At 71.1% G+C, this 25,647-nt stretch carries 30 protein-coding genes; 16 read left to right on the top strand and 14 right to left on the bottom strand.

Features of this window, described 5'->3' with window-relative positions:
• Positions 1-119: 119 nt before the first annotated feature.
• Positions 120-710 (bottom strand): N-acetylmuramoyl-L-alanine amidase, encoded by a 591-nt coding sequence (locus tag OG788_RS29815; protein ID WP_406374440.1) that lies wholly within the window; start codon positions 708-710, stop codon positions 120-122.
• A gap of 363 nt (positions 711-1,073) precedes the next feature.
• Here OG788_RS29815 and OG788_RS29820 point away from each other — a divergent pair, with 363 nt between their 5' ends.
• The 3 genes from OG788_RS29820 (at position 1,074) to OG788_RS29830 (ending at position 4,720) form a co-directional block, all read left to right on the top strand.
• Positions 1,074-2,480 carry a family 2B encapsulin nanocompartment shell protein gene (locus OG788_RS29820; RefSeq protein WP_406374441.1) on the top strand — a complete coding sequence of 469 codons (1,407 nt, stop codon included), beginning with the start codon at positions 1,074-1,076 and terminating at the stop codon, positions 2,478-2,480.
• Between the two features lie 127 nt (positions 2,481-2,607).
• Complete coding sequence (locus OG788_RS29825; protein ID WP_406374442.1) at positions 2,608-3,747, top strand: family 2 encapsulin nanocompartment cargo protein polyprenyl transferase; 1,140 nt, start codon at positions 2,608-2,610, stop codon at positions 3,745-3,747.
• Positions 3,748-4,087: 340 nt separating this feature from the next.
• On the top strand, positions 4,088-4,720 hold the full coding sequence (locus OG788_RS29830) for a GNAT family N-acetyltransferase (RefSeq protein WP_406374443.1): 633 nt from the start codon (positions 4,088-4,090) through the stop codon (positions 4,718-4,720).
• Positions 4,721-4,995: 275 nt separating this feature from the next.
• On the opposite strand, the gene OG788_RS29835 is transcribed toward OG788_RS29830, so the two are convergent.
• Positions 4,996-5,586, bottom strand: a complete 591-nt coding sequence (locus tag OG788_RS29835; RefSeq protein WP_406374444.1) for a TetR/AcrR family transcriptional regulator — start codon at positions 5,584-5,586, stop codon at positions 4,996-4,998.
• Positions 5,587-5,730: 144 nt separating this feature from the next.
• Between OG788_RS29835 and OG788_RS29840 the strand changes: the two genes are divergently transcribed.
• From OG788_RS29840 to OG788_RS29865, 6 genes are all read left to right on the top strand, one after another.
• A complete protein-coding gene (locus tag OG788_RS29840) occupies positions 5,731-6,315 on the top strand; it encodes a dihydrofolate reductase family protein (protein ID WP_406374445.1) in 585 nt (194 codons plus the stop codon).
• A 26-nt stretch (positions 6,316-6,341) separates the two neighbouring features.
• Positions 6,342-6,563 (top strand): hypothetical protein, encoded by a 222-nt coding sequence (locus tag OG788_RS29845; RefSeq protein WP_406374446.1) that lies wholly within the window; start codon positions 6,342-6,344, stop codon positions 6,561-6,563.
• A gap of 106 nt (positions 6,564-6,669) precedes the next feature.
• A complete protein-coding gene (locus OG788_RS29850) occupies positions 6,670-7,083 on the top strand; it encodes a YciI family protein (protein ID WP_406374447.1) in 414 nt (137 codons plus the stop codon).
• A gap of 5 nt (positions 7,084-7,088) precedes the next feature.
• Positions 7,089-8,315, top strand: a complete 1,227-nt coding sequence (locus OG788_RS29855) for an RNA polymerase sigma factor (RefSeq protein WP_406374448.1) — start codon at positions 7,089-7,091, stop codon at positions 8,313-8,315.
• 10 nt (positions 8,316-8,325) lie between these two features.
• Positions 8,326-8,673 carry a DUF952 domain-containing protein gene (locus tag OG788_RS29860; protein ID WP_406374449.1) on the top strand — a complete coding sequence of 116 codons (348 nt, stop codon included), beginning with the start codon at positions 8,326-8,328 and terminating at the stop codon, positions 8,671-8,673.
• Positions 8,674-8,714: 41 nt separating this feature from the next.
• Positions 8,715-8,939: a hypothetical protein gene (locus tag OG788_RS29865; RefSeq protein WP_406374450.1), complete on the top strand. Its 225-nt coding sequence runs from the start codon at positions 8,715-8,717 to the stop codon at positions 8,937-8,939.
• Here OG788_RS29865 and OG788_RS29870 read toward each other — a convergent pair.
• The 6 genes from OG788_RS29870 to OG788_RS29895 all read right to left on the bottom strand — a co-directional run bounded on the left by OG788_RS29870 (position 8,936) and on the right by OG788_RS29895 (position 14,109).
• Positions 8,936-9,688, bottom strand: coding sequence for a VOC family protein (locus OG788_RS29870; protein ID WP_406374451.1), 753 nt, complete (start codon positions 9,686-9,688; stop codon positions 8,936-8,938). The genes OG788_RS29865 and OG788_RS29870 overlap by 4 nt on opposite strands.
• Positions 9,685-10,557: a hypothetical protein gene (locus OG788_RS29875; RefSeq protein WP_406374452.1), complete on the bottom strand. Its 873-nt coding sequence runs from the start codon at positions 10,555-10,557 to the stop codon at positions 9,685-9,687. The genes OG788_RS29870 and OG788_RS29875 overlap by 4 nt, the downstream gene beginning before the upstream one ends.
• A 190-nt stretch (positions 10,558-10,747) precedes the next feature.
• Complete coding sequence (locus OG788_RS29880; RefSeq protein WP_351552899.1) at positions 10,748-11,167, bottom strand: VOC family protein; 420 nt, start codon at positions 11,165-11,167, stop codon at positions 10,748-10,750.
• Between the two features lie 95 nt (positions 11,168-11,262).
• Entirely contained in the window at positions 11,263-11,643 is a 381-nt protein-coding gene (locus tag OG788_RS29885) for a helix-turn-helix transcriptional regulator (RefSeq protein ID WP_406376885.1), read from the bottom strand.
• Between the two features lie 196 nt (positions 11,644-11,839).
• Positions 11,840-12,253: a PLDc N-terminal domain-containing protein gene (locus OG788_RS29890; RefSeq protein ID WP_406374453.1), complete on the bottom strand. Its 414-nt coding sequence runs from the start codon at positions 12,251-12,253 to the stop codon at positions 11,840-11,842.
• 623 nt (positions 12,254-12,876) lie between these two features.
• Positions 12,877-14,109, bottom strand: a complete 1,233-nt coding sequence (locus OG788_RS29895) for a DUF2254 family protein (RefSeq protein ID WP_406374454.1) — start codon at positions 14,107-14,109, stop codon at positions 12,877-12,879.
• Positions 14,110-14,810: 701 nt separating this feature from the next.
• Between OG788_RS29895 and OG788_RS29900 the strand changes: the two genes are divergently transcribed.
• On the top strand, positions 14,811-15,008 hold the full coding sequence (locus tag OG788_RS29900; protein ID WP_266762642.1) for a hypothetical protein: 198 nt from the start codon (positions 14,811-14,813) through the stop codon (positions 15,006-15,008).
• Positions 15,009-15,121: 113 nt separating this feature from the next.
• Here OG788_RS29900 and sodN read toward each other — a convergent pair whose 3' ends face one another.
• Positions 15,122-15,517, bottom strand: a complete 396-nt coding sequence (gene sodN / locus OG788_RS29905; protein WP_261707948.1) for a superoxide dismutase, Ni — start codon at positions 15,515-15,517, stop codon at positions 15,122-15,124.
• Between the two features lie 145 nt (positions 15,518-15,662).
• On the opposite strand from sodN, the gene sodX reads away from it, so the two are divergent.
• On the top strand, positions 15,663-16,097 hold the full coding sequence (gene sodX / locus OG788_RS29910; protein WP_351547549.1) for a nickel-type superoxide dismutase maturation protease: 435 nt from the start codon (positions 15,663-15,665) through the stop codon (positions 16,095-16,097).
• Here the strand turns inward: sodX and OG788_RS29915 are convergent.
• Complete coding sequence (locus tag OG788_RS29915) at positions 16,001-16,630, bottom strand: CGNR zinc finger domain-containing protein (RefSeq protein WP_406374455.1); 630 nt, start codon at positions 16,628-16,630, stop codon at positions 16,001-16,003. The genes sodX and OG788_RS29915 overlap by 97 nt on opposite strands.
• Positions 16,631-16,730: 100 nt before the next feature.
• Between OG788_RS29915 and OG788_RS29920 the strand changes: the two genes are divergently transcribed.
• Positions 16,731-17,489 (top strand): class I SAM-dependent methyltransferase, encoded by a 759-nt coding sequence (locus tag OG788_RS29920; protein WP_406374456.1) that lies wholly within the window; start codon positions 16,731-16,733, stop codon positions 17,487-17,489.
• Between the two features lie 120 nt (positions 17,490-17,609).
• Here OG788_RS29920 and OG788_RS29925 read toward each other — a convergent pair whose 3' ends face one another.
• The 3 genes from OG788_RS29925 to OG788_RS29935 are packed head-to-tail and all read right to left on the bottom strand — an operon-like array spanning position 17,610 to position 20,321.
• A complete protein-coding gene (locus OG788_RS29925) occupies positions 17,610-18,371 on the bottom strand; it encodes an amino acid ABC transporter ATP-binding protein (protein ID WP_406374457.1) in 762 nt (253 codons plus the stop codon).
• Positions 18,368-19,333: an amino acid ABC transporter permease gene (locus OG788_RS29930; RefSeq protein ID WP_406374458.1), complete on the bottom strand. Its 966-nt coding sequence runs from the start codon at positions 19,331-19,333 to the stop codon at positions 18,368-18,370. Before OG788_RS29930 ends, OG788_RS29925 begins: the two co-directional genes overlap by 4 nt.
• A gap of 28 nt (positions 19,334-19,361) precedes the next feature.
• A complete protein-coding gene (locus OG788_RS29935) occupies positions 19,362-20,321 on the bottom strand; it encodes an ABC transporter substrate-binding protein (protein ID WP_406374459.1) in 960 nt (319 codons plus the stop codon).
• Positions 20,322-20,859: 538 nt separating this feature from the next.
• Here OG788_RS29935 and OG788_RS29940 point away from each other — a divergent pair.
• From OG788_RS29940 to OG788_RS29955, 4 genes are all read left to right on the top strand, one after another.
• A complete protein-coding gene (locus OG788_RS29940; protein WP_356461335.1) occupies positions 20,860-22,083 on the top strand; it encodes an NADP-dependent malic enzyme in 1,224 nt (407 codons plus the stop codon).
• A gap of 324 nt (positions 22,084-22,407) precedes the next feature.
• On the top strand, positions 22,408-23,373 hold the full coding sequence (locus tag OG788_RS29945) for a zinc-binding dehydrogenase (RefSeq protein ID WP_406374460.1): 966 nt from the start codon (positions 22,408-22,410) through the stop codon (positions 23,371-23,373).
• 198 nt (positions 23,374-23,571) lie between these two features.
• On the top strand, positions 23,572-23,781 hold the full coding sequence (locus OG788_RS29950) for a helix-turn-helix domain-containing protein (protein WP_121405930.1): 210 nt from the start codon (positions 23,572-23,574) through the stop codon (positions 23,779-23,781).
• Positions 23,781-24,350: a Clp protease N-terminal domain-containing protein gene (locus OG788_RS29955; RefSeq protein WP_406374461.1), complete on the top strand. Its 570-nt coding sequence runs from the start codon at positions 23,781-23,783 to the stop codon at positions 24,348-24,350. The genes OG788_RS29950 and OG788_RS29955 overlap by 1 nt, the downstream gene beginning before the upstream one ends.
• 220 nt (positions 24,351-24,570) lie before the next feature.
• Here the strand turns inward: OG788_RS29955 and OG788_RS29960 are convergent, their stop codons facing one another.
• A complete protein-coding gene (locus OG788_RS29960) occupies positions 24,571-25,647 on the bottom strand; it encodes a helix-turn-helix transcriptional regulator (RefSeq protein WP_406374462.1) in 1,077 nt (358 codons plus the stop codon).

Here is a 25,647-nt window from a genome sequence, read left to right on the forward strand (position 1 = left end):
GTCGGACACCTGTCCGGGGAGGGCCGGACACCGGGGTGACCCGCGGTGTCGGCCGCTCCCGGAAGCCGGCTGCCGAGAGCGGTCCGGGGTTCAGCCCGTAGGAGCCCCCGGGCGTTCGCTCACTTCAGCAGCTCGCGGACGCGCCCCCGCAGGAAGCTCATCGTGAATCCGCGCGGGTCCACCTTCCCGGGCTGCCATTCCAGGTGGCCGATGACCGAGCGTTCCGTCCAGCCGTAGTGCCGGCAGATCGCGGCGGAGACCTTGGCGATGGCGTCGAGCTGCGCCTCGGGCCACGGGTCCTTGCCGTCGCCGAGGTTCTCGCACTCGAAGCCGTAGAAGTGGCGGTTGCCGTCGGTGTTCGCCTCGTTGTCGTGCGGGAGCGCCTTCTCGGCGATCACCGCGCGCAGCACGTCGTCGTCGCCGAGGCCCGCGTGGTTGGCCCGGCCGTAGCCGACCAGGTGGAGGGCACCGTCCTTGGTGATGACACCGTGGCACAGCGGCCCCGGCAGGTCCCCGTGGCCCTCGCGGCAGATCCCGACCGTTCGCTCGGTGCCAGAGGTCACCGTGTGGTGGATCATCACGCCGTGCACCGGCCCCCACGGGCCCTTGTGATTGCGGTTGTGATGCTTCCAGTCGCCGACCTCGACGACATGGACGCCTTCCTCCCTGATCCGGTCGAGGAAGCTGCCCGCGGACATGGGCGAGGCCATGGCCGCCTCCTTCGCGCTGCGCGCCGGCCACCTTGCGCGGCCGTCTCGTATCGCAGCTTGTATCGCCGGCCGGGCCGCCGGACCCACTCGTTCGCACGGCGTGCGAGCCGATCCGGTCAGTCGCGGAGGAACCGGTCAGGACCGGAGGAAAGCATCTCCGCGGCGGCGGCACGGTTCGCGGGCGTCCGAAGAGGCCCGGTCCCGGAGTTTCCCGGCCGGCGGGAGGCGATCGCTGGACAGAATCGCCCTCTCTGCCCAGGTCCGGGGTGATCCATTCCCCCTCATTCGTGTAATAGCACCAGCACACTCCGTGATGGAAGGCTTGCTCTGCAAGATCAGTGCACGACCGGGAGGGCAATTTTCATGTCGGTAGGCGAAGAGGTCCGCGCGGAGCAGAACCGTCCGCAGCAGAGTCTCGGCACATCAGCCGCGCGGAACCTGGCCACCACCACCAAGTCCGCGCCACAGATGCAGGAGATCAGCTCACGGTGGCTGCTGCGCATGCTTCCGTGGGTGAACGTGCAAGGTGGCACGTACCGCGTGAACCGGCGGCTCAGTTACTCCGTGGGCGACGGTCGCGTCACGTTCGTCAAGACCGGCGACCGTGTCCAGGTGATCCCCGCGGAGCTAGGAGAACTGTCCGTACTGCGGTCGTACGAGGATCTGGAAGTGCTGGGCGAGCTCGCCCAGCGGTGCCAGCAGCGGGAGTTCGTCCCGGGGGATGTGCTGGCCTCGTTCGGCAGCCAGGCCGACGAGGTGTTCCTGCTGGCGCACGGAAAGGTCGAGAAGATCGGCACCGGCCCCTACGGGGACGACGCGGTGCTCGGTGTCCTCGCCGACGGCGCGTACTTCGGCGAGCAGGCGCTCATCGACCCGGAGGCCATCTGGGAGTACACGGCCCGCGCGGTGACGGCGGTCACCGTGCTCGCGCTGCCCCGCCAGGACCTCGAACAGGTGGCGGAGCGCTCCGAGTCACTGCGGGAGCACCTCCAGGAACTGCGCGCGATTCCCTCGCAGCGCACCAACAAGTACGGCGAGAAGGAGATCGACCTCGCGGCCGGCCACACCGGTGAATCGGATATCCCGGGCACGTTCGTGGACTACGAGGCCACCCCGCGCGAGTACGAACTGAGCATCGCCCAGACGGTCCTGCGCCTGCACACGCGTGTGGCCGACCTCTACAACCAGCCGATGAACCAGACCGAGCAGCAGCTGCGGCTCACCGTGGAGGCGTTGAAGGAGCGCCAGGAGCACGAGCTCATCAACAACCGCGAGTTCGGCATGCTCAACAACTGCGAGTACGACCAGCGGCTCCAGCCGCACGACGGCGTACCGAGCCCCGACGACATGGACGAACTGCTCAGCCGCCGCCGCGGCACCAAGCTGCTCCTCGCCCACCCCCGCGCGATCTCCGCGTTCGGCCGTGAACTGAACAAGCGCGGACTCGTCCCCGAGACCATCGAGATGGGCGGCAACCGCATTCCGACCTGGCGCGGGGTGCCGATCTTCCCGTGCAACAAGATCCCGGTCAGCGACGCCCGTACGACCTCGATCATCGCCATGCGTACCGGCGAGGCCGAGCAGGGAGTGGTCGGGCTCCAGCAGGCGGGCCTCCCGGACGAGATCGAGCCGAGCCTGTCGGTGCGCTTCATGGGCATCAACGAACAGGCGATCATCTCCTACCTGGTGACGGCGTACTACTCGGCCGCGGTGCTCGTGCCGGACGCCCTCGGCATCCTGGAGAACGTCGAGATCGGCCGCTGGCGGTGACGTTCCGCGAAGCGGAGCCCGTCGTGTTCCCCTCCCTCGGGGCGGGAACACGACGGGGGTGCGCGCCCGGCGGCCGTTGCGAGGCGACCGTCGGCGGACCGTCCGGTGCGATCGCGCAGGTGACCGCATGACGACGAAGACGCAGCAGGGTCCGGCCGGAATTCCGAACGGGCGGCGCCCGGCAGGGCCTCCGGACAGGCGAAGCGCCGGCGGGAGACCCATGGGAAGGCAGGGTGCGCCGAACCCGCTCGACGTGCAGGAGGCGGCGGGCATCCTGGAGCGCGCCCGGGCGTCCGTCGACCCCGAACTGCGCGGCGCGATCGACTCGCTGCCGGGCTCGATGCGCAGGATCGCGCTGTACCACTTCGGCTGGGAGCAGGCGGACGGCACTCCGGCGGCGGGGAACGCCGGCAAGGCCATCCGGCCCGCGCTCGTGCTGACCGCGGTCCAGGCGCTCGGCGGACAGCACGCGACGGCCGTACGCGCGGCCGCCGCGGTGGAGCTGATCCACAACTTCACCTTGCTGCACGACGACGTGATGGACCGGGACACCACCCGCAGACACCGCCCCACCGCGTGGACCGTGTTCGGCGACGCCGACGCGATCCTCGCCGGGGACGCCCTGCAGGCGCTGGCCCAGCGGCTGCTCGCAGAGGACCCGCACCCCGCGTCATCGGCTGCCGCCGCGCGGCTCGCGGGCTGCGTCGTCGAACTGTGCGCGGGACAGCACACGGACACGGCCATGGAGCGGCTCGGCCCCGGCGAGGTCACCCTCGACGCGTGCCTGGCCATGGCCGAGGCGAAGACGGGCGCCCTGCTCGGCAGCGCCTGTGCCATCGGGGGGTTGTACGCGGGGGCGGACGCCGAGGACGTCGAGGCGCTCGACGCGTTCGGCCGGGAGGCCGGGCTCGCCTTCCAGCTGATCGACGACGTGATCGGGATCTGGGGGGACCCGAGCCGCACCGGCAAACCGGCCGGGGCGGACCTCGCCGCCCGCAAGAAGTCGCTGCCCGTGGTCGCAGCACTCACCTCGGGCAGCCCGGCGGCCGCGGAGCTGGCCGAGTTGTACGCGGCGCCTTACCGGGAAGGAGATATGGAGCGCACGGCGCTCGCCGTCGAGCGGGCGGGCGGGCGCGACTGGGCGCAGGTCCAGGCGGCCGACCGGATGGCCCGGGCGATGCACGAACTGTCCCGGGCGGTCCCCGACCCCGAGGCGGCGGGAGGCCTCCTCGCCCTCGCCGAGTTCGTCACCCGGCGCAGCAGCTGACCGGCCCGGCCGGTCGAAGACCCGGAGCCCGGGCACCGTACGGCACCTGACATCCGTACGGTGCCGGGCTCCGGAGAGCGGGCCCCGCACATCCCCACGGTGTGCGGGGCCCGCGCCTTCGCGCGTGCCGGACCGAGCGGCCGCCGGAGTCCGCGCGCCGCGCCGCACACCCCGTGGGCCCCGCGCGCCCGGTCTCCCGGGCGCGCGTGCCCGGGAGACCGGGCACCGGACATCGGGCCGCCCCCACCCCCGGGCACCCGGGTCGGTCCGCCGGCTCCGGGGAGATTAGGCTCAACCGCCGTACGGTCAAGGCCGGTTGGGGCGAAGGGCGGGGAAGGTCATGGGTGTGGCGATACGGGTGGCGGGCGAGGCGGACCGGGAGCTGGTCGTCCGGCTGCTGGACAAGGCGTTCCACGACGATCCGGTGAGCCACTGGGTCTTCCCGGACCCGGCGCACCGCCGTGTGACGCACCCCAAGCTGATGGCGGCGTTCACCGACGTGGTCCTCGCCGAGGGGCGGGTGGACCTGGCCGAGGACGGTTCGGCGTGCGCCCTGTGGCTGTCCCTCCCCGACGGCGATCACGGGGACGCGACGGAGGGCGACGGTGAGGACGAGGACGGCCCCGCGCAGCTTCGCGCGGCTGTCGACCCGGACAACGAACGCGTCGAGCTGATCGGCCGGCTGACGGCGGACGTCCACCCCGTGGGGCGCGCCCACGCGTACCTGTGGATGATCGGGGTGGCGCCGGAGCGCCAGGGTGAGGGGCTCGGCAGCGCGCTCATCGGGTCGGTTCTCGAACGCTGCGACAGCGAGGGCCTGGCCGCGTATCTGGAAGCGAGCAACGACCGCAGCCGCGCCCTGTACGAACGGCTCGGCTTCGTGTTCACGGGCCGCCCCCTCGACCTGCCGGACGGCCCGCGGATGTGGCCGATGTGGCGAGACCCGCGCCCCGGTCGCCGGGCCCAGCAGTAGGTCCTGGCCCGCCTCGGTCGCCGGGCTGCCCCAGACCTTGATCCCGGCCCGCCGCGCCCCGGTCGCCGGGCCCAGCTCTAGATCCCTGCCCGGCACAGTCGCCGGGCCGAGCCCTGGATCCCGCCCCGCCCCGCCCCGCCCCGCCCCGCCGCGCCGCGGTCGCCGGGCCCAGCTCTAGATCCCTGCCCTCCCCGGTCGCCGAGCCCGGCACTGGATCCCGGCTCGGCCCGCCCCCGGCGATCTGGAGACCCGGACCCGGACCTCGTCCCGGAGGCCTAGGCCTCCGGGACGATCGTCGTCACGATCCTTTCGAGCAGGGCGTCCGGTACGGCGACGCCCGGCAGGGTCTCGTCCAGCACCCCGGGCAGGGTCAGGTGTTCCAGGAGCAGCCCGAGCACCGCGAGGTAGAGGACGACCACGGTCTCGTCGCCGCCAGGCAGCCCCGCGTCCCGGTGGAACTCCATGGCCTGGTCCAGGTCGCCGCGCACCGACGCGGTGTACGAGGTGCGCAGGGACGGGCGGCGGGTGGCCTCCAGGCGCATCTCGAAAAGGGCGAGATACCCCGTGCGGTCACGGGTCGCGCGGCTCAGCAGGTCCCGCATGAAGTCCAGGACCAGGGCCCGGTTCCGGGGGCCCTTCAGCAGATCGGCCAGGACCGCCGGGTCCGGGGCCAGGCGCTGGTGGAGGTGGGCGTCGATCTGGTTGAGCAGATCGTCGCGGTCGGTGAAGTAGTTCGACGCGGTGCCCACCGGGACGGCGGCCCCGGCGTCCACCGCGCGGAACGTCAGCCCGCGGGCCCCCTCCCGCGCCAGCACCGCCACGGCGGCGTCGACGAGAGCGGCTCTGCGCTCGATGTTCCTTGCCATACGGGCCTCCTCCGCGTCGGTCGTCGGGACATTCTCCGGGACCGGGCCGCGAAATCCCTTGCAACCACTACAGGTGAAGCACTATAACTGACGTGGTTCGGCGGAAGCCGTTCAAGAAGACGCTGCCTACGAGAAGAGATCCGCTTGCGCAAGCTCACCTATTTCGTCGCCTGCTCGATCGACGGCTTCATCGGCGACCCCGCCGGAGACGCACAGGCGTTCATGCCGTTCGTCGACGAGGAGTTCCTCACCTTCCTCAAGGCGGAGTACCCGGAGACCCTGTCGACGCCGGGCCGCGTGGCCCTCGGCCTCGACGACCTGAAGAACCGGGTGTTCGACACGGTCGTCCAGGGCCGTGCCAGCTACGACGTGGCGCTGGACATCGGAGTCACCAGCCCCTACGCGCATCTGCGCCAGTACGTCGCTTCCCGGAGCCTCGCCGGGTCGCCCGACCCGCAGGTGCGGATCGTCGCGGACGACATCCTCGGGGCGGTCCGCGAACTCAAGTCGGAGGACAGTGAGTTCGGCATCTACCTGTGCGGCGGCTCGCGGCTCGCCGGCGCGCTGATCGACGAGGTGGACGAACTGGTCATCAAGACGTACCCCGTCGTCCTCGGCTCCGGAATGCCGATGTTCGGCTCCGGGTTCGACATCACCGAGTTCACCCTCGACGTGGTTCGGGTGTTCGGGAACGGGGTGCTCGTGCGGACGTACCGCAGGAAGCGCTGAGTCCGCCGCCGCCCTACCCTGAAGGCATGGGCACCGATGAGCATGCATGTCCCGTCTGCGGGCAACCGGTCGCCACGGTGGTGCACCGGTACAAGACCCTGGGCGCCTGGGTCCCCAAATGGGGCCCCGGCCCCTGCCGGAACCCGGAGTGCGAGGCGTACGCCGACGCGCCCGGGCACGAACACCTCCCGCCGGCGGAGCCCGGGCCCGGGCACGACCTGCCGGAAGAGCCCGCCGGAAAATCCTGACGCGCCGGACGCCGCGGTGTAGAGAAGCGCGTGCCGGCTCCGACGTCCCCAGTGAGAGCCGCCCGGCACGGGTGGCCCGAACCGAGGAAGCCGAAGGAGCGGACTCATGAAGTACCTGGTGATGGTGCAGGGCACACAGGCCGACTACGAGAGCATGCGGGGCAAGGCGAGCGCCCAGGCACCGGTCTGGAGCGAGCAGGAACTGCAGGCCATGTACGCCTACATGGGCGCGATCAGCGACGACCTCTCCGAATCGGGTGAACTGGTCGACGCGCAGGGGCTGGTCGAACCCGCGCAGACCCGCCTGGTGAGCAGGGGGCCCGACGGCAAGGCCGTGATCACCGACGGCCCGTACAGCGAGACCAAGGAGCTGATGGCCGGCTACTGGGTGGTCGACTGCGCGAGCCTGGAGCGGGTCACCGAGATCGCCGAGCGCGTCACCCGCTGCCCGGGCCCCGAGGGCCTCACCGAGTACCCGGTGGTCATCCGGCGCATCCAGGACGGTGCCGGGGACATCTGAGCGGGATGAGAGGCACGACCGAGGCCGAGGACCTGCTGCGCCGCCACGCGCCGCAGGTCCTCGGCGCGCTCGTCCGCCGCTACGGGCACTTCGACGCCGCCGAGGACGCCGTGCAGGAGGCGCTGCTCGCGGCCGCCGGGCAGTGGCCCGCGAAGGGCGTGCCGGACAACCCGCGCGGATGGCTGATCAAGGTCGCCTCGCGACGGCTCGTCGACGCCCTGCGCGCGGAGGAGTCGCGGCGGCTGCGGGAGGAGAAGGCGGCGGCGCTGACGCCGCGGGACGCGTTCACGGCACCGCCGCCGGGCGCGGACCGTGCCCCGTCGGAGGACGACACGCTCTCCCTCCTCTTCCTGTGCTGCCACCCCGATCTGCCCCCGGCCGGGCAGATCGCGCTCACCCTGCGCGCGGTGGGCGGTCTGACCACGGCGGAGATCGCACGGGCGTACCTGGTGCCCGAGGCGACCATGGCGCAACGGATCAGCCGGGCCAAGCAGCGGGTGCGGGGGGTGGGTTTCGGCCGCCCCGACCACTGGGAGGAACGGCTGCCATCCGTCCTCCACACCCTCTACCTGATCTTCAACGAGGGCTATACGGCGACCTCCGGAACCGCGCTCCAACGGGCCGAACTCGCCCGCGAGGCCATCCGGTTGGCCCGCACGGTGCACCGGCTGCTGCCCGAGGACGGCGAGGTGACCGGCCTGCTCGCGCTGATGCTGCTGACCGACGCCCGGCGCGCCGCGCGGACCGGAGCGTACGGAGAGCTCGTTCCCCTCGACGAGCAGGACCGCGACCGCTGGGACAAGGCGGCGATCGGGGAGGGCGTGGCCCTGGTGACGGAGGCGCTGACGCGGGGTCCGGCGGGCCCCTACGCGCTCCGGGCCGCGATCGCCGCGGTCCACGACGAGGCGCCCTCGGCCGAGGCGACGGACTGGGCCGAGATCCTCGGCCTCTACGACATCCTCGTCCTCCGGGTCCCCGGCCCCGTCGAACGCCTCAACCGCACGGTCGCCATGGCCATGGTGCACGGCCCGCGCGCCGCCCTCGCCGAACTCGACCGACTGGAGGGGGTGTCGGCCGCGGGACACCGGCTTGAGGCGGTCCGCGCCCATCTGCTGGAGCGCGCGGGGGACATGGCCGGTGCCCGGGCCGCCTACGCGGCGGCGGCCGGCCAGACCCTCAGCCTCCCCGAACGGCGTTATCTGGAGGCGCGGGCGGCCCGGCTGAGGCCATAGCGTTGGCCCCATGTCCGAACCCCTGTTGCACCTGACCGAGCGCTCCCTCTGGGACGCGGCCCGCGCGTCGGGCACCTTCGAGATGTCCACCCGCGGCCGGACCCTCCAGGAGGAGGGCTTCATCCACTGCTCGCTGCGCCACCAGCTCCCCGCCGTGGCCGCCATGCTGTACGGCTCCTACACCGGACCCGACGAGCTCGTGGTCCTCGTCGTCGACGCCGAACGGCTGGACGTGCCCGTCCGGTTCGAGGCGATGGCGCCCGGCGGCGAGGAGTTCCCGCACATCTACGGGCCGATCCCGGCGGACGCCGTCGCGGACGTGGAGGTCTGGGACAGGGGCGGGGCGGCTTCGGCGTGACCGCGGCGGGGGGACGACGTCGAACATGGCGGTGGATTCTGGTGGTGTGGGCGGTCGTCGTCGTCGCGGGCGGCGTCCTCACGCTCTGGCTCCAGGACGCGGCGGAGCCGCCACCGCCCGCCGGCTGGTACCGCTCCGGGGAGGACGGCCGCGACGCCCCGGCACCGCTGCTCTCCTCCGACGTCTCGGAGCCCCCCTGCCCCGAGGCGCAGGACGGGCGGCCCGTCCTCTGTGCGGTCGCGACCGGGTTCGCGGACACTCCCTAGGGCAGGCTGCCCGTGCTGGGATCGCGGCCGGTCAGGCAGTAGACGCCGCCGGCCGGGTCCCGCATCACCGTCCAGCGCGCACCCCGGCCGACCGGCGTTGCCCCGAGGCCCTCGTGGTGGGCCCGGACCGTCTCGACGTCCGAGCAGGCGAGATCGAGGTGGGCGGAGGTGGGGCGGCCGGTGCCGAGGCGCTGCAGCAGGATGCGGAGCGGCAGCCCGGCGGGCGGCTTGATCAGGTGGAACTCGGGGAGCGCGCCGGGGTGGGACTCCCACCCGGTGAGCTCGCTCCAGAAGGCGATCTCGGCGGCGTACACGCCCGGTGCCAGGTCGATGGTCACCTGGTCGAGCCGGCTCGTCGCGCCGCCCGGTCCCTCGACCACGGGTGGCCGCGCGGACTCCCCCTGCCAGGGCACCGCGCAGAACAACTGTCCGCCGGGCGAACGGAGTACGGCCCACCCGTCATGGCCGGAGACCACCTCGGCACCCAGCCGCCGAGCCGACTCCACCAGCGCCGGCACATCCTCGACGGCGAGGTCGAGATGAGCGCCCCCGGTTCCGTCCGCGACACCCTGCGCCTTCACGCACGCGTCGGCCCCGCCGGGCAGCAGCGTCACGAACTCGCCCTGATCGCCGCGCGGTTCGGACAGCGTTGTCTCCGTGACCGAGGTCCAGAAGTCGAGAGCGGCGCCGAAGTCCCGGCCGGGCCGGTCGACGAAGGCGTAGGTCCACCGGACGGGTGGCGTGGTCATGGGTGATCTCCCTGCCGGACGGGCGGTACGGCTCGTACCGTCTCCTGTCCGATCAGGGCGCGCAACGACGTTTTCATCCGCGAGACGAACGCGTCCCGGACCTCGGGGGAGAGGAGGTCGAGCGAGAGATAGGGGTTGAGGTCCTCCAGCTCGACGAGGAGCAGTTCACCGCCGGGGGCCCGGCAGGCGTCCACGCGCTGGATGCCGTACGCGATGTCGTTCCAGTCGACGAAGCGCTGCGCGAACTCCCGGTCCCCGGGCGTCGGTTCGTACGGCTCCAGGGCCCACCGCCGCTCCGGGTCGGGCGCGTACAGGGCGTACTGGAGAGTGCGGTCCACGAAGTAGAACGACACCTCGTAGCGGAAGTCGATGCGTGGCTGGACGAGGATGTCGCCGAACGGCAGCCCGGCGAGCCTCTCGCGCGGCACGAACTCCAGGCCGATGGAGTCCGCGCCCTGCTTCGGCTTCACCGCGTAGGTGTGGGCCTCGGGCAGCAGGTCCAGGTCCCGTGCGCTGTCGACGGTGGGGATGACCGGGAATCCGGCGGCGGTCAGCTCCAGCAGGTACCCCTTGCCGGTCATGTCCCCCTTGCCCGACAGCTGGTTGTAGACCCGGACACCGTCCGCGAGGGCCTGCTCCCGGAACGCGTCGTACGCGGCCTGGTAGTGCAGGACCGGCCCGCTGTTGCGTACGACCACGGCGTCGAAGACGGACATCAGCGCGGCCGCGTCCAGCGGATGGCACACGGCGATGTCGAACTCCTCGCGCAGCCCTGAGGTCAAGGCGATGTCTTCGTCGCAGTACCGCCGCCCCTTGGCCGGATAGGCCAGGTCGCTGACGTACAGGATGCGAGGGCGCGCGGACGGCACGGGTGACTCCTCGTAGGCGCTCGGACGGTTCACCCCGCGGGGAGCACGGCGCCCGCGGACCACATGGACGTAGTGTCCCTCCCGCGCGATTCCGGCCGTCCGGCACCCCCGGGTGCCCGCGGGCACCCGAGAACGACGGACGGCGCGGCGCCACCCGGCGCGGCGGCGACCGGGCCGGGCGCTGTCCGGATCAGCCGGTGCGGTGCTTCTCCGCGAAGCGCAGGAGGTTGCCCGCCGGGTCGCGGAAGGCGCAGTCCCGCAGGCCGTAGGGCTGGTCCATGGGTTCCTGGATGACCTCGGCGCCCGAGGAGCGGACGCGCTCGAAGAGCTCGTCGCAGTCGGTGGTCGAGAAGATCACACCGCGCAGCATCCCCTTGGCCAGCAGCTCGGCCATGGCCTGCTTGTCCGCGGGAGAGGCGTCCGGGTCCGCGGCCGGGGGCTCCAGGACGATCTCCACGTCCGGCTGGAGCGGCGAGCCGACCGTGACCCACCGCATGCCCTCGAACCCGACGTCACCCCGGACCTCCAGGCCCAGCACGTCACGGTAGAAGGCGAGCGCCTTGTCGTGGTCGTCGACGGAGATGAAGCACTGGGAGAGTTTCAGATCCATGCGTCCAACCTAGGCCTTGTCCGGCGGCTCATGCCCGGGACTCGGGGGGCGGGCGACCCGGCTTTTTCCGTGGCCGGAACCGCCCGGGACACGCCCTAGAGGCGCGTGCCCGGTTCCGCTTCGGGGTTGCGGTGACGGGCCGGGCGGGTCATGCGGCGCGCCACGCAGGACGGAATGGGGGCGCCGTGGTCGTGCGGGCGGGCGCGGTAGGCGCTCGGGGTCTCGCCCACCAGCTCCGTGAACCGCGAGCTGAACGATCCGAGCGACGTACAGCCCACCGCGAAGCACACCTCGGTCACCGTCATGTCGCCTCGCCGCAGCAGAGCCTTGGCCCGCTCTATCCGGCGGGTCATCAGGTAGGTGTACGGCGTCTCGCCGAAGGCCTCCCGGAAACTGCGCTGGAAGTGCCCGGGCGACATCAGCGCGGCGCGCGCGAGCGTGGCCATGTCCAACGGCTCCGCGTAGTCGCGGTTCATCCGGTCGCGGGCCTGGCGCAACCGGACCAGGTCTTCGAGGAGTCTGGGATTGCCCACAGCACCAGAATGGCACGCGCCACCGACAACAGGGCCCGGAACGCCCCGGACCCACGATCGACAGCGCGCCGTCCTCCGGGGGATCACTGACCCGGAGGACGGCGACGGTCCTTCGTACGCGGGGGAGGTGTCCCTGCCGTCAGGCGGCGAGGACCTTGGCCTTGGCCGTCTCGAACTCCTCGGCCGTGATGTGGCCGTGGGTCTTGAGATCCGCGAGCTTGGCCAGTTCGTCGGCCTTGCCGGTGGTCCCGGCGGTCTCACGGATGTAGGAGTTCATGTCCTCCTGGTTCCGCTGCATGCGCTTCATCTCGCGCTCACCCATTCCGCGGCCCCGTGCGATCAGGTACACGAAGATGCCCAGGAACGGCACGATGACGACGAAGACGCACCAGCCCGCCTTGCCCCAGCCGCTCAGCTCGTCGTCTCGGAAGACATCCCCGATGACGCGGAAGAGCAGCATGAACCAGAGGATCCAGAGGAAGAACCACATCATGCTCCAGAAGACGTTCAGCAGGGGGTAGTCCGCTGCCAGATTGAGCGTCGAGCCGTTCATGGTCGAACTCCTGTCGGTTGTGCGACATCTCCGCGAGCGTTGCCTTGGTGCGGATCGAACTGTCGCCGGGCGCCGGGTCGCGATCTCGGGGATTCCGCCCGGGCCCGTCCAGCGGGGGGTCACGGCCGTTCAGCAGGGCCTGGCGGATCGGTGCGCAGAGCGCGGGGGTGTGGCGGACGGTGCGGCGGAGTCCGCCGGCGGACAGATGCTCGAAGGCGGGGGGCGAGCAGGGCCGCCCGAACACACGGGGCACGCCGTGAGGACGTCGTCCGGTGTGACCGGCGTGATCGGTGCGACGTTCGGGACGTCGTCCGGGAGCGGCAGCGGCCGCAGGGACGGCGCGGACCGGGCCCCCGCGGGCCACGACGGCGCGAAGGACGGTTCGGGGTCATCGGGGCCTCGGCGGACCGGCCCGGGGCGCGGCACGCCCGGCACGGGCCGGATCTGCCGCTGGATGCAGGCCATGAGCGGTGCCCTCTCTGACGCGAGACGTCTTGCTTCGGCTCCAGAGTGCGGTCATCCCCCGCCTCGCCGCCTCACCCCCCGCGGGTGAGCTCTCGGATCCGTTGCCGCGGGCTCCCCGGCGACCGGCCGGCCGGGTCCGGGGCTCCTGGCCGACCGGCTCATCCTTCGTCCCGGCGCTCCTGCTCGAGAGCGTCCCGCAGCCGGGAGAAACGGGCGCCGAGCTCCTCGTCCACCCAGGCCAGCCGCCGGGTGAGCAGCGCTTCGCCGCGGTCGTGGCCCGCGCTGAGCAGGTCCTCCAGGAGCGCGCGGAGGCGGATGAGCACCGACGGGGAGTTCCGGGCGGCAGGGATCACATCGTCCAGAGCGGTCCGCAGGAAGTCCTCCCAGGCCGGCAGCGGGACGACCACGCGCAGGACGCCCGAGCGGTCGGCGACCTCGCGCGACCGGGCCGGTGCCGGCCGGCGCAGCAGATCCTCCATGGCGTCCAGGGCCTGGACCGCCGTGGCGGGGTCGTTGACCGCGGGGGACAGCGCCCTGAGCGCGATGTCGGCGAGCAGCCGGAACGCGAGTCCGGGGTCCTGGTCGAAGACGCGTTCGGCGCCGGTCTCCAGGCCGCGCAGGACGGCGGAGCCGGGCAGTTCGCCGTCATACACCTCGGCGACGGTGGTGCCGTGCTGCAGCGTGGTGCCGGGGGTCACCCGTAGTACGACGACGGCGTTCGCCGCCCGTGCCGCGCCCGCCAGCAGGTCCACGTCCACGCGTTGCAGCACCGCGGCGGCCTTCGGCCAGCAGACCGCGGACCGGGGCCCGCCCGGACCTGCCGGACCTGCCGGACCTCTCGGGCCCTGGGCATCTCCCGGACCACGCGTACCTCCCGGATCTCCCGAGCCACGCATATCTCCAGGGCCGCTCGTGTACAGGACGTCGAGGTTGTGCCGGCCCCGCTCGGTGATGGAGCCGAGCACCGGGGCCAGCTGGATCGCGGCGACGGCCTTCAGCAGGAGGGTGCGCAGCAGCGTCAGCAGCAGGAGCAGCAGGACGCCCGCGCTGATCGGGACGACCACCGAGACCTCGTCGCGGTTGGCGATGGTCAGGGCGGCGGTGGCGCAGAAGACGGTCAGCCCGACGGCGAAGGCGAACGTCCGCCACACGATCGGCGCGTCCCGGAAGAGGGTGAGGCGTGGCGTGAACGTCGTGGCCGCCCACTGCACCACCAGGAACAGCACGGAGAAGATGACGGTGGCCGCGCCCAGCACCCCGAAACCGGTCGCGAGCAGCATCTCCGCCACCGGGCGGGAGGGCAGCACGGGTCCCCGGGTGAACTCCGGGACGACGAGCCCGAGGCCCAGTCCGACGGCGATGAACACCAGTTGGAGGAGGCCCGCGCGCAACCGCCGTCTCCGGCGGAAAGCGGAGTGGCCGGTGCGGACGGAGCCGCCGTGACCGGCGGAGCGGACCCCCATCAAGCCCGGGGCGCCGGAGGACCCGGGGCCGGATGCGCCACGGGCGGTGCGCCCGAGTGGGACGTTCGTGCGCGAGCCCTCGCGGCGTACGGGGCGCCCGAGCCGGGGCGCGGAACGTGGCCGGCGGTTCGGGGCGACGGGTGACGGGTGACGGTCTGCCGTGCGCGGGGTGGCGGTGGTACGGCCGCGAGGGCACCCCGGTCGACCGGCGCGCGAGCGTTCATCGGACATCCTCCGGGGCGGTACCGGGGCCCACGGAGCGCGGACCCGCCCCTCAAGGCTCGCCCTCGGGACGAGCACTCGCATCACCCGCCGAAGGTGAGCCCCCCGCCCCGGGTGGCGCCCTGAGCCCCCTCACCTTTTTCGGGCGCGGTACGGCCCCGGAAGGCGCGGACCGGTGCGCACCGCACGGCCTGACGACCGAAGGGCCGGCCGGGTGGAGGGCGGAGCGCCGCGGCGCCGGAGAGCGGACCACGACGCGCGGGCGGAGAGTGGAGTGGGGTGAGCGGGAGTCTCCTGAGGTGGGCGGATGTCGCCCGCACCGGGGGATGCGCCATCGGTGCGCGGGGGCCGACGATGGCAGGGGAATGCAGCGGACCCCGTGCCCCGGCCCCGAGGGAAGTGCTCGTATGCGCTACGAATTCCGCATCGCCGGCATCGTTTCGGACACGCTCGCCTCGGCCTTTTCCGAACTCGAGAAGGTGCGTACGAAGGAACAGACCCTGTTCTTCGGCACCGTGATCGACGACGCCCATCTGTATGGACTGCTCACCCGGTTCCAGGCACTGGGCCTGCGAGTGATCGAGATGCGCCAGCTGCCCGTATGACGGCAGAACGCACCCGGTCCGCGGGACACCGTCTCAGGCGTCCCGCGGACCGGGTGCGGACAACTGGGCGACGCGACCCGCGAAAACACGGGTCGGACGGCCCGGACGAACGGTCAGGCCTTCTTGGTCTCCCAGAAGATCTTGTCGATCTGGGCGATGTAGTCCAGCGCCTTCTGGCCCGTCGCCGGGTCGGTGGACGCCTTCGCGGCCGAGAGGGCCTTGAGCGCGTCGTTGACCAGCTGGTGCAGCTCCGGGTACTTCTCGAAGTGCGGGGGCTTGAAGTAGTCGCTCCAGAGCACCGACACGTGGTGCTTGGCGAGCTCGGCGCGCTGCTCCTTGATGACGGTGGCGCGAGCCTGGAAGTGAGGGTCGTCGTTACCGGCCATCTTGTCCTGGACGGCCTTCACCGACTCCGCCTCGATGCGGGCCTGGGCCGGGTCGTACACACCGCAGGGCAGGTCGCAGTGCGCGCTGACCTTGACCTTGGGGGCAAACAGGCGGGAAAGCATTGAGCTGTCCTTCCTCGTGATCGTCTTCTCAGGTGGGACATTACTCCGTAGGAGACGGGTTTTCGCGAGTGCCCCCATGGGCTTAGGACAAAAGTCCAGGGTCAAACTGGGACTGGTGGAGGATAGGACCGGGGAGGTGCCGGTGATGCCGGAGCTGTCGCAGGAGAGCGAGCGGGGGAGGGCCCTGCTGCCGTTCGGGGCGGCGGAGGTGACGGGCCCGTCCATGGTGCCCACGCTCCAGCACGGGGATCGCCTCGTCGTGCAATGGGGGGCGCGGGTGGGGCCGGGTGACGTCGTCGTCCTGCGGCATCCGTTCCAGCAGGACCTGCTCGTCGTGAAGCGGATCGCGGAGCGGCGCGAGGGCGGCTGGTGGGTCCTCGGGGACAACGCGTACGCGGGCGGGGACAGCACCGACTACGGAACCGTTCCCGAGGAACTCGTCCTCGGGAAGGTGCGGTTCCGCTACCGGCCGCCGAAGTCGGGTCAGCGTTCGCCGTTCGCCGTCGCCCGCTGGGTGCTGGCGGCCGCCAGGCCGGTGCTCTCCGCCCGGTCCGCCTCCAGGCGCTTGCGGGCCCGGTAGGCCGCCACGTTGGCGCGGGTCGCGCAGCGGTCCGAGCAGTAGCGGCGGGAGCGGTTGGTCGAGGTGTCGAGGTAGGCGTTGCGGCACGGGGCGGCCTCGCACAGGCCGAGGCGGTCCACGCCGTACTCGGTCAGATGGAAGGCCAGGCCCATCGCCGCGATCGCCGCGTAGCCCGCGGTCGCGTTCGAGGGGTGGTCCGCCAGATGCATGTGCCACAGCGGGCGGTCGTCGTCGTCGCGGTGGTCGTGCCCCGAGATCTGCGGGCTCACCGGGAACTCGAGGAGCAGGGAGTTCAGCAGGTCCACCGCGAGCGTCTCCTCGCCGGTGTCCGCCGCCTCGAAGACCGCGCGCAGCCGCCCCCGTACGGAACGGAAGCGGGTGACGTCCGCCTCCGCGGCCCGGCGGGCCGCCGAGGAGTTGCCGGCGAAGAGATCACGGACGGCCTCGACCGAGGTCAGCGCGTCCTTGCCCCGGGCCGGTTCCTCGCTGTTGACGAGCCGGACGGCATAGTCCGAGTAATAGGCCAGTTCCACTTGTAGTCCTTACGGAGGCGCTCTATCGTCGTGACGGCGGTCGGGTAACAGATGATCGTGGTTACAGGGTATTACGTAGTCGACTGGAGGAGGGGCTTTCATGGCCATCGGCACCGGAACCGACTGGCATGCCTGGCAGCGGAGCTGGGACCGGCAGCAGGAGGGCTACATGCCGGACCGCGAGGACCGCTTCCGGGTGATGCTCGACATGGTCGAGGCCCTGGTCGGACCCACGCCCCGCGTCCTGGACCTCGCCTGCGGAACCGGCACCGTCACCGACCGGCTGCTCGCCCGCCTCCCCGGAGCCACCAGCACCGGCGTCGACCTCGACCCCGCCCTCCTCACCATCGCCGAGGGCACCTTCGCGGGCGACGACCGGGTCTCCTTCGTCACGGCCGACCTCAAGGACCCGCGGTGGCGCGCCGCGCTCCCGTACGACACGTACGACGCCGTGCTGACCGCCACGGCCCTGCACTGGCTGCACAGCGAACCCCTCGCCGACCTGTACGGCCAGATCGCCGAACTCGTCCGCGACGGCGGTGTGTTCATGAACGCGGACCACATGATCGACGCGTCGACGCCCCGGATCAACGCGGCCGAGCGCGCCCAGCGGCACGCCCGCATGGATCAGGTGAGGAAGGACGGCGCCCTCGACTGGGCCGAATGGTGGGAGGTGGCCGCCCAGGACCCCGTCCTCGCCGAGCCCACCGCGCGCCGCTTCGAGATCTACGGCGAGCACGCCGACGGCGACACCCCGTCCGCCGACTGGCACGCGCGCGTCCTGCGCGAGAAGGGCTTCGGGGAGGCCCGTCCGGTGTGGCGTTCCCCCTCGGACGCGCTGGTTCTCGCGCTCAAGTAGCCCCCGCGCGCGCCCTGTCGAGGCGGTACGGAGAAAGTCCGTGGGGGCATGCGGAAGGGGCGGTACGGGAGACCCGTACCGCCCCTTGCTTCCCAGCGCTCAGGAGTGCCGACGTCCCGGTCAGAGGACCTTCGACAGGAACGACTTCGTGCGCTCGTGCTGCGGGTCCGTCAGGACGTCACGCGGGTTGCCGGACTCGACCACCACACCGCCGTCCATGAAGACCAGGCTGTCGCCGACCTCGCGGGCGAAGCCCATCTCGTGCGTGACGACGACCATCGTCATGCCGGACTCGGCGAGGTCGCGCATGACGTCGAGGACGTCACCGACCAGCTCCGGGTCCAGGGCCGAGGTCGGCTCGTCGAAGAGCATCAGCTTCGGGTCCATCGCCAGCGCGCGGGCGATGGCCACACGCTGCTGCTGGCCGCCGGACAGCTGCGAGGGGTAGCTCTTCGCCTTGTCGCCCAGGCCGACACGCTCCAGCAGCTCCATCGCGCGGTTCTGGGCATCCGACTTCTTGGTGCCCTTGACCTGGATCGGCGCTTCCATGATGTTCTCGGCGGCCGTCATGTGCGGGAACAGGTTGAAGCGCTGGAAGACCATGCCGATGTCCCGGCGCTTCAGAGCGACTTCGCTGTCCTTGAGCTCGTAGAGCTTGTCGCCCTTCTGGCGGTAGCCGACCAGGTCGCCGTCGACGTACAGCCGGCCGGCGTTGACCTTCTCGAGGTGGTTGATGCACCGGAGGAAGGTCGACTTGCCGGAGCCGGACGGGCCGATCAGGCAGAACACCTCACCGGTGTTCACCTCCAGGTTGATGCCCTTGAGGACCTCCACCAGACCGAAGGACTTGTGGACGCCCTCCGCCTTCACCATCGCGGTCATGCCTTGCCCCTTTCACTGCCGAGCCCCAGCATGTTCGCCTTGATCTTGTGGAAGAGGGTCGGCGGCAGGCTGCGACTGGAGCCGCGGGCGTAGTAGCGCTCCAGGTAGTACTGGAAGACGCTGAACACGCTGGTCATGGCCAGGTACCAGATGGAGGCGACGAACAGCATCTCCATCACGGCGTACGACGTGGAGCCGATCGCCGACGTGGAGCGCAGCAGCTCGTTGTACGTGACCGCGTACACCAGCGACGAGGTCTTCAGCATGTTGATGAACTCGTTGCCGGTCGGCGGCACGATCACACGCATCGCCTGCGGGATCACGATCCGGCGCAGCGCCTTGGCGTGGCTCATGCCCAGGGCCTGCGCGGCCTCCGTCTGACCCTCGTCGACGGCCAGCAGGCCGGCGCGGCAGATCTCGGCCATGTACGCGGCCTCGTTCAGACCGAGACCCAGCAGGGCGCACATGAACGGAGTCATGACGTCCGTCATCTCGTTCTTGTAGATCGGGCCGAGATTCAGAACGGGGAAGATCAGTGCCAGGTTGAACCAGAGCAGCAGCTGGACGTACACCGGCGTTCCGCGGAAGAACCAGATGTACAGCCAGGCGACCGTGCTGGTCACCGGGTTCTTCGAGAGCCGCATCACCGCGAGGACGATGCCCAGCACCACGCCCACGATCATGGCGAGCACGCTGATCAGCAGCGTGCGGCCGGCGCCCTGGACGACACTGGACACGAAGAGCTGGTCGGCGACCGTGCTCCACTGGATGTCGCCCTGCGCGAAGGCGAGGACCAGCGCGACAAGAAGCGCGAGGACGATGACGCCGCTGATCCACCGGCCCCAGTGCCTGACGGGGATCGCCTTGATGGCTTCCGGGGACGGCCCGGATGCCCCGCTCTTGGACACCGTGTCGCCCGGGGGCGGAGTGTCCGAGGGGGACTTGTCGAGTTTGTCAGTCACGTGACTGCCCTTCAGTGGTGCGCTCGGCTTACTTGCCGCCGTTGATCGCGGACTGCTCGATCGCGCCGGACTGGGCGCCCCACTTCTCCAGCACCTTCTGGTACGAGCCGTCCTTGATGATCGCGTCGACGGCTTCCTTCAGCGCGTCACGGAGCTCGGTGTTCTTCTTGCTGAGGACGATGCCGAACGGGCCGGCGTCGTACTGCTTGTTGATGACCTCGAAGGCCTTGCCGCCGTCGGCCTTGTTGGCCAGGTCGACCGCCACCGGGTAGTCGTTGATGCCGGCCACCGCGCCGCCGGACTTCACACGGGTCTGGGCCTCGGTGTCGTTGTCGAACGACTCGATGTTGAGGGCCTTCTTGCCGCCGTCCGTGCACTTCTTGGACTGGTCCTTGAGGGCCGTCTCGTACGTCGTGCCGCGCTGCACGGCGACCGTCTTGCCACAGAGGTCCTCGAGGCCCTTGATGCCCTCGGGGTTGCCCTTCTTCACGTAGATCGCCGTACCGGCCGTGAAGTAGTCGACGAAGTCGACGCCCTCGCCGAGCTTCTTGCCCTTGTCGTCCAGGCCTTCCTGGCGCTGCTTGTTGTCCGTGATGGACGACATCGCGATGTCGTAGCGGCCGGAGTTGACGGCCGTGATCAGGCCGTCGAAGGAGCCCGAGGTGAACGTGAACTTCACGCCGAGCTGCTTGCCCAGCGCGTCGGCCAGGTCGGGGTCGACGCCGACGATCTTGCCGCCGTCGATCGACTCCATGGGGGCGTACTCGGCGTTCGTGCCGACCTTGATGACGCCCGCGTCCTGGATCTTCTTGGGCAGCTTGGAGAACAGCGGAGCGCTGTTGGACTTGGCGGACTCCGTGGAGCTGCCGCCGCCATCGCTCGTCTGGTCACCGCAGCCGGTGAGGATCAGCGCGCCGGCGACCGCGATCGCGCCGACCGCTGCTATCCGGGACTGAGCGGTGGTACGACGGGTGGTGCGTGCGGTCATGAGGGTTCCTCCGGCGGATGAGGGAGTAGCCGATAGGTCGACGGAAACACACACCTTCGAGTGTCGCGACCTCGTGTAATGACGGCATCTTGCCATTCGGACTGCGGCATTCAGGGTGCCCGCTATGTCAAAATCGGATAACGGGTGATCCCCGAACCGCTACCCGCCGGTACGGCGAGGCCGGATCTTGTGCGGGAATCCCTCCTTCCGGCCGGAAGATCTTCGGTGTATCGCGCGATACGAACGGCCGCTACGCCGCACTCGCGACCGAAAGGGCACATGTCCTGATGTGTCAATGGATCAAGGCATGTGTCATCTCACCGATGTGTGATCTTGGCGTTATGGACTCGTCCTCGACATGGTCCGTCGGGTAAGAAGGTTCTTTACACCCCTCATCCGGGGCTCAGGGCGCGTGTGCGGCGCGCCCGTCGCGCACCGCCCGTACGCAACCACGGCGGCAGGGCCTGCGCGGTGCCCGCCCACCCCTCAACCAGGAGTGGTCACCCTCAAACAATGAAGACTTAAGGGGTAAAACAAAGTGGCAGCGGAGATCGTCAATCCTCGCAGCGACAGCAGTACGGATCACGAAGGCGGGGCCGAGCCCCTCGATGCCTTCGACCCGGCTTTCGCGCTGCACCGCGGCGGCAAGATGGCTGTGCAAGCCACGGTGCCCGTCCGCAACAAGGACGACCTGTCCCTGGCTTACACGCCCGGCGTCGCGAAGGTGTGCAGCGCGATCGCCGAGCAGCCGGAACTCGTCCATGACTACACGTGGAAGTCGTCCGTGGTCGCTGTGGTGACCGACGGCACGGCAGTGCTCGGGCTCGGTGACATCGGCCCGGAGGCCTCGCTCCCCGTCATGGAGGGCAAGGCCATCCTGTTCAAGCAGTTCGGTGGCGTGGACGCGGTGCCGATCGCGCTCGCGTGCACCGGCGTCGACGAGATCGTCGAGACGGTGGTCCGGCTCGCTCCCTCCTTCGGCGGCATCAACCTGGAGGACATCTCGGCACCCCGGTGCTTCGAGATCGAGCGGAAGCTCCAGGAGCGCCTGGACATTCCCGTCTTCCACGACGACCAGCACGGGACAGCGGTCGTCACCCTCGCGGCCCTGCGGAACGCCGCCAGGCTGACCGGGCGCTCGCTCGGCGACCTGCGCGCGGTGATCTCCGGCGCGGGCGCGGCCGGTATCGCCATCGCCAAGTTCCTGCTGGAAGCGGGCCTCGGCGATGTCGCGGTCGCCGACCGCAAGGGCGTCGTCTCGCGCGACCGGGACGACCTGACGGACGTCAAGCGGGAGCTGGCGGAGATCACCAACAGGGCCGGGATCTCCGGTTCGCTGGAGACGGCGCTCGCGGGCGCCGACGTCTTCATCGGCGTCTCCGGCGGTACGGTGCCGGAGCCGGCCGTCGCCTCGATGGCGGAGGGGGCCTTCGTCTTCGCGATGGCCAACCCGAACCCCGAGGTGCACCCCGACATCGCCCACAAGTACGCGGCCGTCGTCGCGACCGGGCGGTCGGACTTCCCGAACCAGATCAACAACGTGCTGGCCTTCCCGGGGATCTTCGCCGGTGCGCTCCAGGTCCGGGCCTCCCGGATCACCGAGGGCATGAAGATCGCCGCCGCCGACGCGCTGGCCGCGGTCGTCGGGGACGACCTCGCCGCGGACTACGTCATTCCCTCGCCGTTCGACGAGCGGGTGGCTCCGGCGGTGACCGCGGCGGTGGCCGCGGCCGCCCGTGCGGAGGGCGTCGCCCGTCGCTGACGTGGTGCGCCGCGCTTGGCCCCGCCGGGATGGTTCCGGCGGGGCCATTTCTTTACCTGGGGGAGCATCCGGACGGGTGGTTCCTCGCATCCGGCGCTGGAAAGTCACAGCCCGTCCGGCGTTCGAGGACGAGGCCGTCAGGCCGAAGGGGGGTCCGGGGCGGCAGCCCCTGGGGCCGGGACGGGGAGGGGCGGAGGGGGCGGAGGGAGGCGAAGGAACCTGTCGCGTTGCGGCCTCGCGTGGTGCGCCTCGCACAGGGGCTGCGGGACGTGTCACACGGAGAGGCGGTTCCCCCGGCCGGGGGCGGAGCCTATCGTCAAGGTCATGTTCGCTGCCTATGCCGCCCGAATCGACCGTGACCAGCCGCTGAACGGCCTGGAGTTGGGGGAGCGTCCGGCCCCCGAACAGAGGCCGGGCTGGACGACCGTGAACGTACGGGCCGCCTCCCTCAATCACCACGACCTGTGGTCACTGCGCGGCGTCGGCCTCGCCGAGGACAAGCTGCCGATGATCCTCGGCTGCGACGCCGCCGGGATCGACGAGGACGGCAACGAGGTCGTCCTGCACTCGGTCATCGGCCAGAGCGGGCACGGGGTCGGTCCCAAGGAGCCCCGGTCCATCCTCACCGAGCGCTACCAGGGCACCTTCGCCGAGCAGGTCTCCGTACCGGCGTGGAACGTCCTGCCGAAGCCCAGGGAGCTGTCCTTCGAGGAGGCCGCCTGTCTGCCGACCGCCTGGCTGACGGCGTACCGCATGCTGTTCACCAACGCCGGGGTACGGCCGGGCGACTCCGTGCTCGTGCAGGGTGCGGGCGGAGGGGTGGCCACCGCCGCGATCGTGCTCGGGAAGGCCGCCGGGCTGCGGGTCTTCGCCACCAGCCGCGACGAGGCCAAGCGGAAGCGGGCGCTCGAACTCGGTGCCGTCGAGGCGCTGGAGTCCGGGGCGCGGCTGCCGCAGCGGGTGGACGCCGTCATCGAGACGGTCGGCGCCGCCACCTGGTCGCACTCGGTCAAGTCGCTGCGTCCCGGCGGCACCGTCGTCATCTCGGGTGCCACCAGCGGTGACCGGCCCTCGCACGCCGAACTGACGCGGATCTTCTTCCTCGAGCTCAAGGTGGTCGGCTCCACCATGGGGACGAAGGACGAGCTGGAGGATCTGCTGGCGTTCTGCGCGGCCACCGGTGTGCGGCCCGTCATCGACGAGGTGCTTCCGCTCGACCGGGCCCGGGAGGGGTTCGAGCGACTGGAGTCCGGCGACCAGTTCGGCAAGATCGTGCTGACCGCGGGCTGATGCCCCGGGCCGCGCGGACGCGCGGCCGACGCCCCCGGGTGAGTCCGTCGCCGGCCGGCTTCGGAGAAGTGTCGTGTTGCGGCGGGTCCGGATTTCCGGGCCCGCCGTTTCCTGTGTCCTGGCCGTGGTGCGCGCCCGTCCCCGGCGCGGGTGTCAATGTTGGTTGACATGGAAGTGGTGTCAACGTAAGTTGACACCATGACCGAAGCAACGGATCTTGCCGAGCGCGCGGGTGATCGCGATCCGCGGGTCGGGCTGCGAGCGGTCTCCGCGCTGCGGAGGCTGCTGGAGCAGTTGGAAGCGGTACAGGTGCGCAGTGCGCGCAATCAGGGCTGGTCGTGGCAGGAGATCGCCGCGGAACTCGGAGTGAGCAGGCAGGCCGTGCACAAGAAGTACGGGAGGCAGTGATGTTCGAACGCTTCACGAAGGATGCGCGTGCCGTCGTCGAGGACGCGGTGTCGCACTCCGAGCGGTTCGGGGCCGAGACCGTCGAGGAGGAGCACCTGTTGCTGGCCCTCCTCGACCGGGAGGGCAGCCGGGGTTCTTTCGCTCTGACGTCGCTCGGGGCGGCGGGGGTCCGGGAGTCGCTGGAGCGGGACCTCGCCGAGGCGCGCCGCCGGGGCGGGCTGTCGCGCGCCGACGCGGACGCCCTCTCCGGGCTCGGGATCGACCTGTCCGAGATCGTCTCCCGGATCGAGGAGGCGCACGGGGAGGGGGCGTTGGAGTCGGGCAAGCGCGGCGGGAACGGCCGACGGTCCTGGCGCCGGCCCTTCGGGCAGGGGGCGAAGGATGTCCTGACGCGGGCCCTGCGGGTCGCTCTCTCCCGACGGGACCGCCACATCGGGGACGAGCACCTTCTGCTGGCGATCACCCTTCGGGGCGGGGTCGCAGGCGAGGTGCTGGCCGATCACGGCGTCACCTACCGGTCGGTGACCCGGGTGCTGTACGGGGAGGGCGGCGTGGCCGAGGCCGGGTGAGGCGAGGTCCGTGCCGCACGGCCGGCGCAGGTCCGTACGGCCCGGCGAGGTGAGGTCTTCGCCCGTCGATGAGATCCGTGGAGGTCGGCGGGCGCCGGCGAAAGCCGGTCCGTGCGGGTCCGCGCCGGTCAGTGCCCGAGGGGGCCGGCGGGGGTCGGCGGGGGCTGTGTCCACAGTCCCCGCCGACTCGTGCGGCCCCCGGGAGGGCGTGCCGGAAGGGCTACGGCCGCTTGCTCCGCAGGGTCGATCCGATGTGGGCCGCCGCCGCCGACAAGTGACGGCGGATGTCCCGGAGTTGGTCCTCCGAGACCCCGTGGTCACGGGACGCGTCACGGATGTCGTCGCGGAAGCGGTCCAGCAGGCGATCCAGATCGCGGCCGGGATTGCCGGTGGAGTCCTCGTGGGCCCAGGCCGGTTCGTACGCGGCGGGGAAGTCCTCCGGGGTGGTCGTGTACTCCGGCTCCGCGGGCGCTCCGGAAGCGGTGCGGCCGAAGCCGAACTCCTTGCCGAAGTCCTTTCCCAGGTCCTTGCCGAAGTTCTTTCCGAAGTCGCCGAACTCCTTGGCCAGTTCGGTCAGTCCCTCGCGGACGCCCGTCGGCCAGTCGCCTCGCGCGAAGTGGTCCTGGACCTGGTCCTGGACGTGCTTGGCCATCCGCTGCATCTCCGCCTGGGCCTGGGCGCGGGCCCTCTCCTGAGCCTCCTTGGCCTGGCGGCGGGCGCGCTGCGCCTCGTCGCGGGCGCGACGGCTCTCGTCCTTCGCTCGGCGGGCCTGCTCCTTCCACTCCTGCCGGACGCGTCGCATCTCCTCCTTCGCCGCCCGCCACGACTCCTTGTCCTGGTAGTCGTCGGGGCCGGACTCGCCGGGCGAGGCGTCGTGCCGATTCGCCCCGGCGCCGCCCTTGGATCCGCGCCGGGCCTCCGTGGCCGCCGCCCGCATCTCGCGGCGCAGGTCACCGGCCGCACCCCGGACATCCGCGCGGATCTCCGCCGCGAGCTCGGCGACCGACTCGCGGATCTCCAGCTCCAGGTCGGCCAGCTCGCCGCTGCGGTCGGCCAGTTCGGCGCGGCCCGCGTCGGTGATCGCGTACACCTTGCGGCCGCCCTCGGAGGTGTGCGTGACCAGTCCCTCGGCCTCCAGCTTCGCCAGCCGGGGGTAGACGGTGCCCGCCGAGGGTGCGTACAGGCCCTGGAAACGCTCCTCCAGGAGGCGGATCACCTCGTACCCGTGGCGCGGCGCCTCGTCCAGCAGCTTGAGGAGATAGAGGCGCAGTCGGCCGTGGGCGAAGACGGGAGCCAT

The sequence above is a fragment of the Streptomyces sp. NBC_00647 genome, from assembly GCF_045207245.1.
Classification (GTDB): domain Bacteria; phylum Actinomycetota; class Actinomycetes; order Streptomycetales; family Streptomycetaceae; genus Streptomyces.